The 16,530-nt window shown below is 49.8% G+C and carries 19 protein-coding genes; 17 read left to right on the top strand and 2 right to left on the bottom strand.

The window, feature by feature from the left end; translation table 11 throughout:
* Nucleotides 1-362: 362 nt before the first annotated feature.
* Entirely contained in the window at nucleotides 363-818 is a 456-nt protein-coding gene (locus tag AAH187_RS15970) for a BLUF domain-containing protein (protein WP_342349469.1), read from the bottom strand.
* 258 nt (nucleotides 819-1,076) lie between these two features.
* The gene (locus AAH187_RS15965) at nucleotides 1,077-1,976 is read right to left on the bottom strand and encodes a MerR family transcriptional regulator (RefSeq protein WP_342349468.1); all 900 of its coding nucleotides are present in this window, start codon (nucleotides 1,974-1,976) and stop codon (nucleotides 1,077-1,079) included.
* A gap of 471 nt (nucleotides 1,977-2,447) precedes the next feature.
* On the opposite strand from AAH187_RS15965, the gene AAH187_RS15960 reads away from it, so the two are divergent.
* The 17 genes from AAH187_RS15960 to AAH187_RS15880 all read left to right on the top strand — a co-directional run bounded on the left by AAH187_RS15960 (nucleotide 2,448) and on the right by AAH187_RS15880 (nucleotide 16,494).
* Nucleotides 2,448-3,398 carry an SUMF1/EgtB/PvdO family nonheme iron enzyme gene (locus AAH187_RS15960; protein ID WP_342349467.1) on the top strand — a complete coding sequence of 317 codons (951 nt, stop codon included), beginning with the start codon at nucleotides 2,448-2,450 and terminating at the stop codon, nucleotides 3,396-3,398.
* Between the two features lie 71 nt (nucleotides 3,399-3,469).
* Entirely contained in the window at nucleotides 3,470-4,585 is a 1,116-nt protein-coding gene (locus AAH187_RS15955) for an SUMF1/EgtB/PvdO family nonheme iron enzyme (RefSeq protein WP_342349466.1), read from the top strand.
* Between the two features lie 43 nt (nucleotides 4,586-4,628).
* A complete protein-coding gene (locus AAH187_RS15950) occupies nucleotides 4,629-5,012 on the top strand; it encodes a hypothetical protein (protein WP_342349465.1) in 384 nt (127 codons plus the stop codon).
* Nucleotides 5,009-5,836, top strand: a complete 828-nt coding sequence (locus tag AAH187_RS15945) for an SUMF1/EgtB/PvdO family nonheme iron enzyme (RefSeq protein WP_342349464.1) — start codon at nucleotides 5,009-5,011, stop codon at nucleotides 5,834-5,836. The genes AAH187_RS15950 and AAH187_RS15945 overlap by 4 nt, the downstream gene beginning before the upstream one ends.
* Nucleotides 5,837-5,856: 20 nt before the next feature.
* Nucleotides 5,857-6,444, top strand: coding sequence for a DUF3365 domain-containing protein (locus AAH187_RS15940; RefSeq protein WP_342349470.1), 588 nt, complete (start codon nucleotides 5,857-5,859; stop codon nucleotides 6,442-6,444).
* Between the two features lie 53 nt (nucleotides 6,445-6,497).
* Nucleotides 6,498-7,466: a carboxypeptidase-like regulatory domain-containing protein gene (locus tag AAH187_RS15935; protein ID WP_342349463.1), complete on the top strand. Its 969-nt coding sequence runs from the start codon at nucleotides 6,498-6,500 to the stop codon at nucleotides 7,464-7,466.
* Nucleotides 7,467-7,476: 10 nt separating this feature from the next.
* Nucleotides 7,477-8,409, top strand: coding sequence for a TIGR01777 family oxidoreductase (locus tag AAH187_RS15930; RefSeq protein WP_342349462.1), 933 nt, complete (start codon nucleotides 7,477-7,479; stop codon nucleotides 8,407-8,409).
* A gap of 33 nt (nucleotides 8,410-8,442) precedes the next feature.
* Nucleotides 8,443-9,027 carry a redoxin family protein gene (locus AAH187_RS15925; RefSeq protein ID WP_342349461.1) on the top strand — a complete coding sequence of 195 codons (585 nt, stop codon included), beginning with the start codon at nucleotides 8,443-8,445 and terminating at the stop codon, nucleotides 9,025-9,027.
* An 11-nt stretch (nucleotides 9,028-9,038) separates the two neighbouring features.
* Nucleotides 9,039-9,515, top strand: coding sequence for a DUF4149 domain-containing protein (locus tag AAH187_RS15920; protein ID WP_342349460.1), 477 nt, complete (start codon nucleotides 9,039-9,041; stop codon nucleotides 9,513-9,515).
* Between the two features lie 22 nt (nucleotides 9,516-9,537).
* A complete protein-coding gene (locus AAH187_RS15915; RefSeq protein WP_342349459.1) occupies nucleotides 9,538-10,029 on the top strand; it encodes a PDZ domain-containing protein in 492 nt (163 codons plus the stop codon).
* 313 nt (nucleotides 10,030-10,342) lie between these two features.
* Nucleotides 10,343-11,377, top strand: a complete 1,035-nt coding sequence (locus AAH187_RS15910) for a DUF523 and DUF1722 domain-containing protein (protein WP_342349458.1) — start codon at nucleotides 10,343-10,345, stop codon at nucleotides 11,375-11,377.
* Nucleotides 11,370-12,338: a MerR family transcriptional regulator gene (locus tag AAH187_RS15905; RefSeq protein WP_342349457.1), complete on the top strand. Its 969-nt coding sequence runs from the start codon at nucleotides 11,370-11,372 to the stop codon at nucleotides 12,336-12,338. The genes AAH187_RS15910 and AAH187_RS15905 overlap by 8 nt, the downstream gene beginning before the upstream one ends.
* Nucleotides 12,339-12,349: 11 nt before the next feature.
* Entirely contained in the window at nucleotides 12,350-12,856 is a 507-nt protein-coding gene (locus tag AAH187_RS15900; RefSeq protein ID WP_342349456.1) for a CbiX/SirB N-terminal domain-containing protein, read from the top strand.
* Nucleotides 12,857-12,913: 57 nt separating this feature from the next.
* On the top strand, nucleotides 12,914-13,270 hold the full coding sequence (locus AAH187_RS15895) for a VOC family protein (RefSeq protein WP_342349455.1): 357 nt from the start codon (nucleotides 12,914-12,916) through the stop codon (nucleotides 13,268-13,270).
* 69 nt (nucleotides 13,271-13,339) lie between these two features.
* On the top strand, nucleotides 13,340-14,587 hold the full coding sequence (locus AAH187_RS15890) for an NAD(P)/FAD-dependent oxidoreductase (RefSeq protein WP_342349454.1): 1,248 nt from the start codon (nucleotides 13,340-13,342) through the stop codon (nucleotides 14,585-14,587).
* Nucleotides 14,588-14,808: 221 nt separating this feature from the next.
* Nucleotides 14,809-15,447, top strand: coding sequence for a globin (locus tag AAH187_RS15885; RefSeq protein ID WP_342349453.1), 639 nt, complete (start codon nucleotides 14,809-14,811; stop codon nucleotides 15,445-15,447).
* 90 nt (nucleotides 15,448-15,537) lie between these two features.
* Entirely contained in the window at nucleotides 15,538-16,494 is a 957-nt protein-coding gene (locus tag AAH187_RS15880; protein WP_342349452.1) for an ethylbenzene dehydrogenase-related protein, read from the top strand.
* The last annotated feature ends 36 nt before the right edge of the window (nucleotides 16,495-16,530 follow it).

The following is a 16,530-nucleotide window of genomic DNA, read 5'->3' as shown; positions in this document are numbered from 1 at the left end:
CGTGAGCACGGAAAAATGGCGAGAACGCCGCTGGCGGCTTTTTTCAACAGACCCATTTGATCACAAAAGCCAGTTAAAAATGGATGAAGTGGGTAGGAGAAAACACAGGAGGCTCCAGATTTCTAAAGTCAGGGACACTTCCAGGTATTGGTCAGAGAGGATTGGGGCATGTATTTGAGAGTACATGGCCCACCGACATGTCTTTGTTAAATGAAGAGCAACGACAACGTTGCATAAAAGTCATTCGCGCAAGACAAAGCACCCCGACTGTTATGGGCGGGGACTCGTCCTTTCACAGCCGTGCTTTCGAAATAGGTAGGGTCCGGTCTATGTTCCGGAAGAATGTGTAGGTGAGCATGGAGTTAGCCCTCCATGGATGACGATTTTTTATCAGATAGTTCACGAAACGCGCCAATTAATTTTAAGGCGACACTGGAATAATTGTTAATGGCCCGGGAATCATCGCCTACATCAAGATAAGGGGTATAACCCTCGCTCGTTGCCAGTTTCTCTTTGGAAGGTCTGTTGAATCCCATTGACCATTGGGAAAAACTCCGGTTCTTGATCGGACCTTGAAATAAAATCGCAATTCGGTTGTGGCGAGAATCCTGCCGAATGACCCCAAGCATATTCATCACCTGGTCTTTGGGCCCCTCAAGGGCTTGAATAAACGATCCATCGCAATGCAGTAACATGCCCGTGATTCCAAGTTGCTTGTTTTTTTCTCGTGCTTGTTTCAACATCACAAGCAGCTCGTCTTCTTCAATTGGCCGCGTTTCTGCACTGGCATAGATGATTTGATATAAGTCGTTTTCCATAACCCTGCAGCCTCCCTCAAGTCATTATCTCAGGCAAAGTGCTCTTCTCATTTTGAAAGCCTTGATTCCTGAACATGCCGTTCGAATTCTATCGCCGTTGAATGACGGAAAAGGCCACCATATCAAAGCGTTCTCAAATATGAAACAGGGACTATACGAAAGGGTAAAATTCTTAAAGAACGAATGGGGGAAGGCGAATGAAAAATTGATTGGGGTATATAAACCCTCTAATCTGAAACTGAGGAGGCTATACAGGAGTTAGTGCTTGAGGGAAAACACAAAACGATCAAGAGCCTTCAAGTCCTGAAAGACGATGATATTTTCCCGAGAAAATACTTCAGCATGTGCTTGAATACCTTGTCCCCCAATCCCCACAGAAGACCGCGGGACAATCTTACCCGCTAATTCTTGTGCCAAGGCGCAGGCTTCATCCGAAGACTCCATAATTGTCACAGAAAGCAACACACAGGTAGGACGGTTCCGGTCACAATAGGCCGCTAATTCAGGAATAGGTAAATTAGCCCCCAAATAATGCACTCGACAACCCCGTGCCAGGCAGACAAAGGCTGCGGTCATTGCCGCGACTTCATGCCATTCATTTGTAGGACAGGCGATAACGACTGCGGGACCCTCTTCCGATGTTTGAAACTGGTTCATAGCCGAAAAAATTTTTTGTTTGATTTGATTCGAGGCATAATGTTCCTGGCCCACACCAAGGATCCCATCGTGCCACAATTGCCCGATCCGTTCTTGTAAAGGGAGCAAAAAACGATGCAAGGCTTCTTCAAAAGGAATCACGGCTAAGGCCCCATTCAATTTCCGTTCAAATCCCGCACGATCATTCTCCTCTAATGCCTGTGATAAATCGATTACTAAGCGTTCAGAGGGTGGTGGCTCACGGTAGGTCTCCACAAATACCCGCTGAGCTTGTTCCTGTAGATGCTCACGCCCCTGCTCGGACAATTCCCCAATGGCCATCCCCTGGTCTACCTGAGACTTGAGATAGCGGAACAACACCACATCCTCGTCCGTATACAGGCGATAGCGATTCTCTCCTCGAATAGGGGTCACCAGTCCATATCGCCGCTCCCAGGCTCGTATGACATGAGGAGAAAGGCCCGTAAGCTTGGAAAAACGGTGAATTCTATACATTGGCATTAGGTATTTATAGCAATACGTACAATGTATGTCAAAACATTAAAACCATAACACTTGACAAACATTGTACGCATTGCTATAACTATGAACATACATTAGACAAACATTATATATAAAAATTTCACTCACTTTTAATCTAAGGCGAAGGAGCTACAATGACACTCACCAAACAACATTCAAGCCAGCAAACAGGAAGGAGAGACAATGAGATCGCTGGGAAGGTTTCAAATAACTGTTCGCGCTGCGGGGGGTTCTTGGTGAGTAGTTTTTGTATCTCACCCGATCAGGGAACCTCTGAATTCCAGATCCCCGTCTGTAAATGTCTGCAATGCGGAGATCTGTTCGATGCCACGATTTTGAAGAACCGGCATCTTTTCAACCATCACTCCAACAATTAACCGGAGGGTTCACGTCATGAATCTACGACAGAGTGCCTCATCCAATTTTCCACTTAATCAGGGAGATTCTTCCATGAAGAAATTTCAACAGACCATCGGTGGCACCGTACTTACCTCATTTCTGCTCATCACCACTCCTGCATTGAGCGCTGGCCCTGAAAATATGGTTCTCGTGCCTAGAGGCGAGTTTGTCATGGGCAGCAATGATCATCAGGATGAGAAACCTCACAATGTGGTCCTGGATGCCTATTACATCGATACGTATGAGGTCTCCAATAAGGACTACAAGGAATTCATGAAGACCACGGGGCATCCGGCTCCGGCCTATTGGGATGACCCCCGGTTAAACAAACCGGAGCAACCGGTCGTGGGTGTCAACTGGTATGACGGCAGCACCTTTTGCGAAAAGAAGGGGAAACGGTTGCCAACAGAAGCCGAATGGGAGCGGGCGGCGAAAGGTCCTGACGGACATGCTCATTACCCATGGGGGCATGAGCTTGATGCTACCAAGGCCAACTATGGCCAGTCCGTCGGTCAAACCACTGCGGTGGATTCCTATCCGGATGGGAAGAGTGGATTCGGAGCCTATAACATGGCCGGCAACGTATTTGAATGGGTGTCAGATTGGTATGATCCCGGCTATTTTAATGTCAGCCCTGCCATGAACCCCCAAGGTCCTTCCACAGGTCTCAATTTTGCGAATCAGGGTCCGGTCAAAGTGTTGAAAGGTGGCTCCTGGCTCGCGCCGGCCAGCTCACTTCATACCAGCCATCGATTCTGGAATCAACCTGAGAACAACTCTTATGGTGTTGGTTTGGGTTTTCGCTGTGCCCAGGCGGCCTCCCCTGCCGGCCTTCAGTCGGTTCAATATGACTTCATGCTCTCTCTGATCAGCATGGGCCAGGAAAAATGGCAGGAGGCTCTCACATCTATTGAGAAGGCTCTTAAGGCCGATCCGAAAAATCAAGAATATCTGCAGACCCAAACTTTGATCATGGATCAAATCAATAAAGGGAAAAAGTAGGTCAAGGAAGTCCTGATCGTCATAATTCTGATCATTCATTCGACAGCCTTTAACCAAACGGGAAGAACGTTATGACAAACACAAAATCTGGAGAAGTCAGAAAAGAAAGATTGACCAGATCAGGAGGACGCCTGCCTATGGCGGGTGTCCTCCTCGGCAGTCTCCTGTTAACCCTTCATCCGTCGGCAGCATTTGCTCAGGACTCTGCGATAGTGCCAGACAGAATGGCGTATGTGCCCTTCGGCCCTTCCATCATGGGCATCGATAAAGATCCGTCAAACGCCACGCCAACCACGGGCGACTCTGCAACCCTCTATCAACAGAGAATGAGCATGCCCTGGTCCAAACAAGCCTTTCATGATGAGGGACCGGCCCATTGGGTGGTGGTTGATGGATATTTTATTGACAAATACGAAGTTTCAAACAGCGATTATGCGGAGTTTATGAAAACCAAGGGGCATCCCGGACCAGCTTATTGGGACGACCCCCGGTTGAATAAATCCAACCAGCCGGTGGTGGGAGTAAACTGGTTTGACGCCAAGGCCTATTGCGAATTCAAAGGCAAGCGACTCCCGACAGAAGCGGAATGGGAGCGAGCCGCTCGAGGCCCTGAGGGATTGAAATATCCGTGGGGTAATGAGTTCGATACAACAAAAGCCAACTTTGGCAAAAATCATGAAGCCACCCTACCTATTGACTCCATGCCGGAATCGGCAAGCCCTTACGGCCTTCACCATATGGCAGGAAATGTTTTTGAATGGGTGGAAGACTGGTATGATCCTGATTTTTATAAAAAGACACCGCATCCTGCAAACACGATTGGGCCACTTAAACCCATCTGGATCGGGGGAACCGGCACGTATGTTGATCGCTTGACTGTCGGTGAGAAGCGGGTCATTCGGGGTGGATCATGGATCGCCGCAGAATCCAGTATCACCACAACACATCGGTTTTGGAATCATCCCTCCAATAATAGCTATGGGGTAGGCTTAGGATTTCGATGCGCCAAGACAGCTCCGGGTGCGGTCAATGACAGGATACGAACAAGCACAATTGACGCCATGAAGAGTATGGGCCAGGAAAAATGGCAGGAAGCCAAGACACATCTTGCCACGGCTCTTAAGTTGGATCCTCAAAATACGGAGCTCCAACAGATGCAGGCGATCGTACAAGGTAAAATCCAGTAGGAACATTCGCATGAGGGTCAATCAAGCAAAGAAGACAATGGGAATGAATATTGACGTAGCCAAATCTTATCTGGCGGGAATTCTCTTTCTCACCATCATTCTGTGGATGCCTGGTGGAACCCCGGTCTACGGAGTTCCGCTAGGGGTCACACAGGAACAGGAGGTGGCCCAGGAGCTCATTTATCAATCTGCCCAAGCCACGGATCAAGCCTGGGAGGAGTTTCATGCTGCGGCCATTGGAGGGACACTGGCTTCACCGGCAGTTCAGTCTACCATTGAACGACAGTTGCACGAAGCCCGCGGGTTCCTTATGGAGGCCAGAATGGCTGAGCGGGACAACCATTTCGATTCGGTAAAAATTCTCACACAGAAGATTATGCAGATCACTCAGAACATTGTTCAGGCAAGTCGGGAGAAGAAACAATGAAAATGTGGTATTTAATAATAATCGCACTCACGCTGACAGCTACCCCACGGGCTGCCATCGCAGCGGAAGGGCTCCTGATCGAGAAGGACCCGGTAGAAATGACGACCATCCCAGCCGGCCCATTCATTCGCGGGAGCGCCCCCGAAGAAGGTCGCGTCGATGAACAACCTCGCCGCAAAATTTATCTCAATGCCTTTGCCATTGATAAGTATGAAGTGAGCAATCAGCATTACATGAAATTCCTGGATGAAACATTACATAAGCCGCCGATGAATGTGTTCGCCGAACGCCCGTTCAACAAGGAAGAGGACATTGCGGAACTCCCAGTCGTCCAGGTCACCTGGCACGATGCCGTCGATTATTGTTTTTGGGCCGGCAAGCGTCTGCCCACCGAAGCGGAATGGGAGAAAGCGGCTCGAGGAAACGATGGCCGCCTCTATCCCTGGGGGGACGAAAAACCCACGCCGCTCAAAGCCAATTTTGAAAAAGACTGGGAAGAGAAAAAGACCTTTGTCGAAGTGACGGCCCTTCCGGAAGGCCAATCAGCATACGGACTCCGAAACCTGGCAGGCAATGTCCGTGAATGGGTTCAGGACTGGTACGACTCCGAATACTATTCCACGGCTCCAGACAAAAATCCCATGGGCCCCGAAGCCGGGATTCTGAAAGTGCTCCGTGGAGGTTCTTGGAAAAGTTTTGATACCGATTTAAGAGCGACCTCCAGAGGCAAGGGCGGGTTTGCATTAAAAACTCATGGCATCGGGTTTCGATGTGCACGGGACATCGGCCCGGGTCAGACAGCGTCACAAAGCCATGCTCAGTAATGGGGCATGAAGGTGTCGTGATGAAAATGCTACAAGTCCTCTTCTTAACTTCAGCGGTGATCCTCTTTGGCTTCAACATGGCAGATATCGCTGCTAGCGAAGACGGCACTCATTCGATCAACGGAATTCGACCGGAAATCGTGGCCGATTTCATTTATGCGGTGATTGAATCTGACCGGACCTTGTATACCACACATATCGTCGACCGCATGCAGGAAACAGGAACAGTCATCGCCTCGGAAGCCTGGGAATCCCGGAACGCTCTGCCCCTTCCGGCACAAATGCTACTGCTCTCAGGATCAGCAGTGAAGGAGAAAGGCATCGGCCTCGAGTATCGTCTGGCAAGCCTTCTTCCTATTTACCAAAAAAATGGTCCCGCCACTGACTTCGAAGCAGCTGGTCTGGCCGCCGTAGAACGTGAGCCTTCTCAACCGTCCACAGGCTACATCACCAGGGGAGAACAGAGATATTTCCAGGCCATCTATGCAGACCGGGCAATTTCCAAGGCATGCGTCAATTGTCATAACACTCACCTCCTCAGCCCCAAACGTGATCGCAAACTCGGTGACGTCATGGGAGGAATTATCATCTCCTTCCCCGTTGAATAAGGGAAAAGCGCGGATCACGATTTGACTGATGGGATATCGACAAGCAGGCAACTATGTTGAACTTGAGAACAGAGAAATTCTCTTCGACCAGAGGAAGTATTTTCGCAGCCTTCGCCTTGAGCCTCTGCTGGATACTCAATCCTATACATTCAGCATTCGCCTATGAAGAAATCCCAAATTTCACTGGAGGGAATCTTGAGGGATTCGTCTCCATTAAGGGAATGCTTCATTCACCAAGACGTTACAATCTCGTACTCTCTGCCGATCCCTATTATTGTGGACGAATTTCGGACGGGAAAGGCTGGCGGTTTTCTCCCATCACCAAACCAGGTCCAAACCGGTCACTGCCGGGCGCCATAGTATTTTTAGAGGATGTTCCACGCGGAAAACCAGCTCCAACGAACTCAGGCATTATTCAAACCAAAGACTGCATGTTTCTTCCATATCTCAGCACCGCAAAAGTCGGGCAGGAATTCCATTTTCAAAATTGGGATCCCGTTGAACACAAACTCGAAATCTTCCTAACCTCAGACACGGGTGGACTTCATCTGTTCGGGCATAATCTTCCACCGCATCCCGATAATCGTAAGAGTGATTTTCTTTCAGAAGGCACCACCGGCACACATCGAGCCGGGTCGGAAATCACTTATGCGGTGAAAAAGACGGGCGTGGTCCTCTTTCGCTGTAGCTATCATGAATTTATGGAAGGGTGGGGAGTCGTACTTCCACATCCCTATGTCACCCTGGCAGGAAAGCGGGGTGAATTTTCTATCACTGACATTCCGCCCGGCACCTATAATCTCGTCATCTGGCACCCGATGGGTCAGACCACAGCGACCATTCGCATTCTTCCCGACCACACCCTCAATGTGGATATGGATATACTCTCAACCCCGGCCATCGTCTACCCTGAAGACACCCATAAGCCCGATCCATTTGGCATTGATCTGGTGGGGGATGCTCGTATTGTTCCTTCCGTGGAATTGCAAGAATGGGATACCCCGTCGGAAGTCGTGAAATAGGAGACTGGATATGAAGATAGTCATTGCAGGGGGAACAGGATTTATCGGACGAGAGGTTTGCCGGGTGTTGACTAAAGAGGGCCATTTCCTATCCATTCTCACCCGCCATGCAGGTGATCACACCGCGTCAGCCTCCCCGCGAACCCGTTTTATCCAATGGGACGGAGTGACACCAGGGCCATGGGTACAGAAATGCGAGGGCGCTGATGTCGTCATCAATCTCTCCGGTGCCCCCATTGCAGATTCCCGCTGGACAGACAAGCGAAAACAGGTGCTCATTGACAGCCGGGTGCAACCGATTCAAGCCTTGCTTCTGGCCATCTCAAGCTGGAAACACAAACCCCACACATTTATTTCCGCCTCAGGAATCGGCATTTATGGAGCCAGAGGAGAAGAAGAGCTGGATGAATCGTCCACTCCCGGACAGGGCTTTCTCTCAGATCTCTCTCAGGTTTGGGAAAACACCGCCATGGAAGGAGCAGCCTTGGGTCTTCGGGTGATTCCAATTCGTTTCGGAATGGTCTTAGGACCGGATGGCGGAGCGCTCTCAAAAATGACGTTGCCGTTTCGCTTGTTTCTGGGGGGTCCCGTTTTACCCGGAACTCAATATGTTTCGTGGATCCACCGGAATGATCTTGCTCGCCTTATTCTTTTTGTCATCACCCACCCCACCCTCGATGGGCCCATCAATGGGGTCGCTCCGAAAGCAGCTACCATGCAGGAATTTTGTACGACATTGGGAAAAACCATGAACCGTCCCTCCTGGTTCCCGGTTCCGGAATTTTTGTTGAACATCGCTCTTGGGGAGCTCGCCACGATGTTGACTACCGGGCAACGCGTGCACCCGCAAAAAGCCCTAAAAGGTGGGTTTTCATTTTCTCATCCCAACCTCCAGGAAGCCTTACACCTCATATTGGACAAACCAGCAACCCAGGGGACGTAACTGGCCTCACCCTAGGGATAAAGGAGCGAACCGATGAACATCACAGGTAACAAGCAATCACTTAGGCTGCTCGTATTCATGTTGTTCTTTCCAATTTTTACTGCCGGTTTGGTTACCGTTATCTGGGGATCCACTGTCTTTGGATCAGCTCTCTCCCTGGAAAAAGGCCGTCCCATTCCCTCTGTGACCGTCATCGGGAAAGATGGAGAGGCCGTCTCCCTTGATACCCTCAAGGGGCACGTGACATTAATCAGTGTCGTGCCACAGTTGAATACGCCGGTGTGCGATGAACAGACGCACTATTTCAGTGAACGCAATGGAGGGTTGGATCAATCGATCACGTTTGTCACGTTGAGCACAAATACTTATAGGGATCAACAGGAATTTTCTGCGAAAACAAATATTCACAATATGACATTTTTATCGGACGCTCCTCACTATCAGTTCGGCACACACACAGGCCTTCTTCTGGAAAACTTGAGCATTCTCCAGCGCACGGTACTCGTACTGGATACCAAGGGCATTATTCGATATGTTGAAAGGGTGCCTATGGGTCAGTTGCCTGATTTTGACCAGGCCTTGCGGGTGTCTCAAAGCCTGCTTCCCAATGCTTCTTAAGAGGTGACACGATGACTGAACACATTCTTATTTTTTTCAATTTGTTAGCCATGGCCATTTTGGTGGGCAAGATTGTCTTTCTGTCATTTGTGACCGCGCCGGTTCTGTCGAGGACCCTGGACACCGACACCTTCGCCAAAGTCGTCCGAAGCCTGTTTCCCCAATATTATGGATTGGGAATGATCAGTGCTGCGGTTGGCTGGACCACCAGCATTGCCCTGGGACTGCTGAATGGATTTGAATCCATCGTTTTACTTCCCGCCACCATCTGGTTAGGCGTTCTGGCCATTGAGCATTATTGCCGTACACCCCTCATTGCTCAAATCAATGAACTCAGTGACCAATTGAAAGTCAAACAGGCCAAAGGTCTTACAACCCCGTTACTTCAACAACAACGGGATGGGCTTCACCGTCTTTCGGTCCAACTGAATTCCCTGGTCTTATTCATGGGTTTGTGCCTCATTGGCTTATCCGGCATCTCGCCATAATTGACAAAAGGAGATTTAAGTTATGCGCCTCTATGCAGCTTTCAACCATCTCGCCAGCAGAATCATGCTTCCCTGTTTCGCCATGGCTGTGCTCCTGCTTGCCTCCCCCTTTCCTGATAGCCTGGCGTATGAAGGACCATCGGGAAATCCCACATCACCGACCAACCCCCACGCCAGTCCTCCAGGCCCCAACACACCCGCTCCCTCGGGAATTGTCGGACTTGCCCTACATATTACAGCCGGCCGAATTGGAGAACCCGCTCGATTAATCATTCGCGCGGTGCATCCATCCGGACCCGCTGCACGCGCTGGACTGACTCATGGAGAGGAAATTCTGACCGTGAATGAGGTGGCGGTAGCAGGGAAAACCTATCAGGAAGCGGTCGGGCTCATTCGTGGAGAAGTGGGAAGCACTGTCAGACTGGGACTGACAGGTCCGCAAGGTGAACGCACCGTCAGCGTGGTTCGAATTAACGAATCGGTTTTAATGGAGCAAACGCCTCAATCCATGTGAGGAAGAGAAATTCCATAGGGGATGATTCCAGCGTTTAAAGTTATCATATGCGGAACCAATTCAACCTTTTGTTATTCGTGATGTGACGGACCATGACATGGTTTCCTTTCATCAGATATTTCACACATGATTTAAGCCACAGGAGTTACCCTACAGTCGAGTCGGGTGGAGAGTTTGGCGCAACCAAACTTTATACAATCGTAGAACATGCCAATGGGCGTATACAGGCATTAAACATGTACCAAGAATTTACAATTATTCAGAATTACATGCGTGAACCGATGAACCCTCAATTGAAAGAACCTGTATTGTCATGACCACACGACTCATCACCATCGATCAACCGCAAGACCGTCACACTTCTCACAAAGAAGAACTCACAGCGACCCAACTACGGGATCTTAAACCACGATTGGGCATCAGCCAATGTCTGCTCGGCGACACCGTTCGATACGATGGCGGCCACAAACGGGATGTGTTCCTCACGGATGTGCTGGCTCCGTTTGTCGAATGGCTTCCAGTCTGCCCAGAAGTGGAAGCGGGACTGGGCACCCCGCGAGAAGCCATGCATTTGGCCGGTGATCCCGATGCACCACAACTCCTGACCATACGCACCCATATAGATCACACCAAAACGCTACAGACCTATAGCCAGCGCCGGGTTCAGGAATTACAAGAGTCTGACCTGGATGGGTATATTTTTAAAAAAAGTTCCCCAAGCTGCGGGGTGTATCGGGTCAAAGTCTATACGGAGAAGGGGCAACCTTCCAAACAGGGTACCGGTATTTTTTCCGCCGCATTTCAACAAGCGTTTTCGCTGGTGCCGGTGGAAGAAGAAGGACGATTAAGCGATGCACCGATTCGGGAAAATTTCATCGAGCGCATTTTCTGTTATCGCAGGTGGAAAAATCTATTTCAACACCATCGGATTAGCCGGGGAGCCATTGTCCAATTCCATACGCGCCACAAATATTTATTGCTTACCCACAGCCGTTCGCATTATCACGAACTTGGACAACTCATCGCGAAGGCAGGCCAACACACACCTGGTGACCTCGCCAATCAATATGGTCCATTATTTATGGACGCGCTGAAAATCAAGGCCACAGTGCGAAAACATGTCAATGTCCTCCAGCATCTGGCCGGCTACTTCAAAAAACAACTGAGCACGATTGAACGGGCCGAGTTGCAGGAAACCATTCAGGATTACCACCGGCATCTCACACCCCTGGCCGTTCCCCTGACGCTCATTAAACATTATGTGCGCGTCCTGGCTGTACCCTATTTAAATGATCAGGTATATCTCAATCCACATCCAAAAGAGCTGATGTTGCGCAACCATGTCTAACATTGCAAACGATACCCAGAAATTTCGCATTAAATCTGTGGCCAGTACCACGGGACTCAGCGCCCACGTGATTCGGAAATGGGAAGAACGCTACCAATTGGTCCATCCTCAGCGAGCCCCTAACGGCTATCGACTCTTTACGGAAGATGACATTCAATTTCTCCTGTACCTGAAATCACAATTGGATCATGGGGAATCCATTGGGCAATTGGCCCAGGCCGGTGAGGACGAACTCCGACAATCGATGAATCATGTCCCTCTCAATCTCTCGGGAATTGCCCCCCTCTATTGGAATGATACCCAGGACGTGATTCGGTTGGCCCGGCTCCAGGACGTACGAGCCATTACCGCCATGCTTGAGAAATGGATCAACCATATGGGGCTTGAGAAAGCCCTGGAAGGCATTATTTTTCCGCTCTTGCGCCTGATTGGCGAACTATGGCATCAAGGAGGGATGAGTCTGAGGGGGGAACAAAGTGTGAGCCGGTTGGTGCGTCAGCACCTCATTAACGTTCTTCGCGAAGAACCTCCTCCGGGAGGACCGCACGCTTTCATCGCCTGTGTGCCTGGAGACTTTCATGAAATTGCTCCACTGACTGCAGGAGTTTTGCTACGCGGACTTGGGTGGCACAGCATGTACCTCGGGCCCAATGTTTCATTTGAAATGCTGGAAATGGCCCTGCGCCGGAAACACGCACAGCTTATTCTCCTTGCCTGCAATCTTGAACCAGGAGAGAAAATATTAAGATCCTGGCTTCAGAAAATAACTCGACATCTTCAGCCGTCGTGTACCGTGATGGTGGGCGGACCAGGGTTTAAACCCTATGCGCCTCTCCTTCGCACTCACAACATTGAATATTTCACCCAACTCCAGGATATCAAAACTTTGCAACAACGACCTAGCATGGGTGAAAGCGCCAGGGCTTTACACCCATCATCATTCAATTCCTGGCAATCATAGGAGTCCACCACATGTCAGAAGTCAAAAAAGCCATTCTTCTAGTCGGACACGGAGGCATTCCCAAGGGATACCCCTCTGATCTCATCACCAAACTGAAACGCCTGGAAGCCCAGCGAAGGGCAACCGGTAGTCCCATGACGCCCGAAGAATTAGAATTGGACACCAAAGTTCGCACTTGGCCTCGGACCCCTGAGACAGATCCTTACCAGGCTGGGCTTGAGACCCTTGGAGCTGCCATGAAGCCACTCCTGAACGGATCGTTGTTTGGCCTGGCCTATAACGAGTTTTGCGGACCGACACTCGCCGAAGCCGTTGAGTCCCTCATTCGCCAGGGAGCACAGAGGATTACCGTGGTCTCGACGATGTTTACTCCTGGAGGATCGCATTCCGAATGTGAAATTCCCGAAGAACTGGAAGAGCTCCGCCAGAAACACCCGAAGGTCACTCTCATCTATGCCTGGCCCTATAATCTGGAGAAGGTCTCAAAAATGTTGATGGAACACATCCACCAATTTTGATAGGCTTTATTGTTTACCCCTCCTTTCCATACGCATAGAGAGGTTAGTGAAACACACATGGCGGCCAAAGGGAAAAACACTGTCACCCAAAAGCAAAAACCACCCTCCAAGCCGTCAAAACTGGATACGATCCATCATGTAGCGATTCCAGTCCCAAACGTGGCCAAAGCGGTCGAGTGGTATACCTCCCGCTTCAACTGTTGCGTGGATTACATTGATGAGTCCTGGGCGCTTCTGGCCTTCGCCAATACCAAGCTGGCCCTTGTTCTCCCTCGTGAACATCCTTCTCATTTTGCGCTCAGTCGTCCAGATGCCAACAAATTTGGAGATCTCATTACCCACCGGGACGGACTTAATTCGGTCTATATCACCGATCCCTTCGGCAATTCGATTGAGGTGTTAGAAGAATCATAAATTGCACGGCTTTCGACATAACAGCCGTATCCTTCTTTCTTCCTTGGCCTCCACAAACATATTTCTCCTATGAATGCTGATGTGCTCATTATCGGAGCAGGCCTTGCCGGACTTTCCTGCGCAAAAACGTTGGCGGATTATGGGATCGATTTTTTAGTTCTGGAAGCATCCGACGCCGTAGGAGGGCGAATTCGCACCGATCACGTCGATGGCTTTCTTCTAGACCGGGGTTTCCAGGTCTTTTCAACTGCCTATCCTGAGGCTAAAAAAATATTAGATTATCCCGCCCTTGAGCTCCATCATTTTTTCCCTGGTGCGGTGATTCGGTGTCTTGAAGAATGGCATCGAATGCCGGATCCCTTCCGACATCCCTTTCAGGGCCTTCAGACGCTCTTCAACCCTATCGGCACTCTTTCGGACAAAATCAGGGTGGCAACATTACGCCATCGAGCATGTTCCGGAACCTTAACCGTTCTATTTCAGAGGCCCGAAACCTCAACACTTCAACTCCTCAAAAACTCCGGATTTTCCCCCTTTATGACTGAACGATTTTTTCGACCATTCCTTAGTGGCGTATTTTTGGATCCGGAATTACAGACTTCCAGTCGTATGGCGGAATTTGCCCTGCGGATGTTTGCGTCCGGAGACATTTCACTTCCCGCCTGTGGGATGGAAGCCATTCCCAGACAATTGGCATCACATCTTTCGGTAGAGCGAATTCGAACTCAAGCCAGGGTCACATCCATTCAGAAGACGTCGGTGACATTGGAAGCCGGAGAGACCCTATCCGCCCGCGCCATTGTCCTGGCCACCGACGGACCAGCCGCAACGAGGCTTGTTCCCGGTCTTAATCCAGCCCCCTATCGCCGCGTGACCTGCCTCTACTATGGCGCATCTGAGCCGCCATTTTCAGGGCCCTATCTTTTATTAAACGGCGAGGAAAGCGGTCCAATTAATAATCTTTGTGTCCTCACTCAAATCGCCACGACCTATTCCACGACCAACAAGCAGTTGATCTCCGTTTCAGTATTAAACAATACTGATCTTTCCGAAGAAGACCTTACCACCCGTGTACGCCAACAATTGCGTCAATGGTTTGGCTCACAAGTCGAAGACTGGCAGCCAATTCGGGCCTATCACATCACGGCCGCTCAACCCGTCCAGGTTCCACCATTTCCTGATCCATTCACCCGTCAGACACATGTTCTGGATGGAGTCTTCGCATGTGGGGATTTTTGTGCCACCGGGACCATTGACGGCGCGCTCTTTTCCGGTCGACGTGCAGCAGAGGATATTCGGAAATGGCTAGAGGCATAATCTCTGTCATCCTCCTTCCTTTTTAGAGTTCCGACACCCGCCAAAATTTCAAGACCCATTGTGGCCGTTAGAAAAGTTTGACTTCAAACCCACTCGCAAGCATTAAGCGGCCTTTCCTTGTCTAAGGTTTTTCAATTCCTTTGACCTCCCTCAAATGCCAGGGTGTACACTGAAATAGCAGGCAATAGCATTTAGAGAACCACAGGAAAGGCCCATCTGATATGAGACAAGTTACCCCCAAATTTTCAAATACGGAGATTTATATACTTGAATGCGGCTTAAGATGGATCAAAGAGGATGAGGATGCATTTGCCGACAAGCTTTTCCATCGCCTGGTGCGAGATCATCCTGAGGTCTCCACTTTTCTCCAAACCATTGGGCTACAACCATTCAGCAGGCGCATCGTCCAGATCCTCGATACGATCATCAGGGAAATCCGATTAAGTGGAAAAATTCGGTCACCCATAGGAGAGCAATGGAAAGATCTCTTACCCACAACGGTGGACCACCTGAAACCAGATAAGCTGCTTAGCCTGGCGGAGACCTATTTAGATATTTTTTCTGAGTTGGCAGAAGATGCTTGGAGCCCTGCCATGGAGCATGCCTGGAGAAAAATCATTTATGAGGCGAGTATCAGCTTGTGGGGAACCCAGCCTGATTCCCCGTCACCTTCAGCAATACCATCGGCCGTTCATTTCATCAAAAGGGGGAATAATCGCATGAACCAACCGTTTGCATTTTTATTGGGTGCCTTCATGATTTTGGCGGGCGGCATCGCCTCTATCAACCTTTGGAGTCGTTATCGTCTGGCAGAAGTGAAACTGTCAAGAAAACCCAGACTTAAGAAAGTGTGGTGCTAATTAGCCATCGGCGTGATGACACGATTCAAAAACGGGTGTGCCTTGAACTGGAATTTTTCGAGAATTTATCTCTCACGTAACAGGAGAAATATGAAATATCCTACGAATCAACACCGAATGATTTCACTTATGCTTATCCCTGGGCTTCTGACTTTGGCGGGTGCCTTCGCCCTGATCGACATCCCTCTAGCTGTGAGCCAACCGGTGACGATTCCCATTACTTCCATTAAAGGAGACATTGCGATGGATGCGGCTAATCCTATCTGGGAGTCGGTCCCTGGAGTTGTCATTCCACTGAGTGGTCAGACCATCACCACACCCATGCATCCTAATATCTCCGTCAAAACTGTCATGGTGAAGATGGCGACCAATGGTCAAGACATTGGGGTATGGGCCAATTGGGGTGACCAGACCATTAACAACACCACGATAGGGCCGCAAGATTTTCGGGATCAAATGGCCATCCAGTTTCCCGTTCAGGATTCCGGAGCGCCCCCGTTTCAGTGCATGGGGCAATCGGGGGGAACCGTGAATATTTGGCGATGGAACGCTGAATGGCAAAAAGACCTTGGCACCGGAGTGGCCGGCATGTGGGACGTAGATCAACAATACCCCTCTATAGCCTGGGATTATTATTATGATGAGCCCTCACGAGGGGTCACATATATGAATCGAACCGGACGAAGCTCCGGGCCTTTTAACGAGGGTATCTGGTCAGGAAATATCATGTCAGACCCTTCTCTCCGAATCAGTTCAGTAGAAGATCTGAACGCCAACGGCTTTAGCACGCTTACCACCCAATCGACACAAAATGTGCTGGGCAACGGACTATGGGAACCTTATGGTGCCCTCAAGGGAGGATGCTGCAATGGACCGACGTGGCGGGTGGTTATGAAACGATCCCTCACGACCGATGATCCCAATGATGTCCAGTTTAAACCGGGGTCAAGCTTTCCGGTGGCCTTTGCCGTGTGGGACGGCTCGAATGTAGAACGTAATGGCATGAAAGGGATTTCGACCTGGTTGACTGCTCAAATGCCGAATTAGTCAAATATTCAAATAGAAAATCTATCCAACCACGAT

Source organism: uncultured Nitrospira sp. (genome assembly GCA_902500695.1).
Taxonomy (GTDB): domain Bacteria; phylum Nitrospirota; class Nitrospiria; order Nitrospirales; family UBA8639; genus Nitrospira_E.
This window is presented reverse-complemented; position numbering and strand designations above follow the sequence as displayed.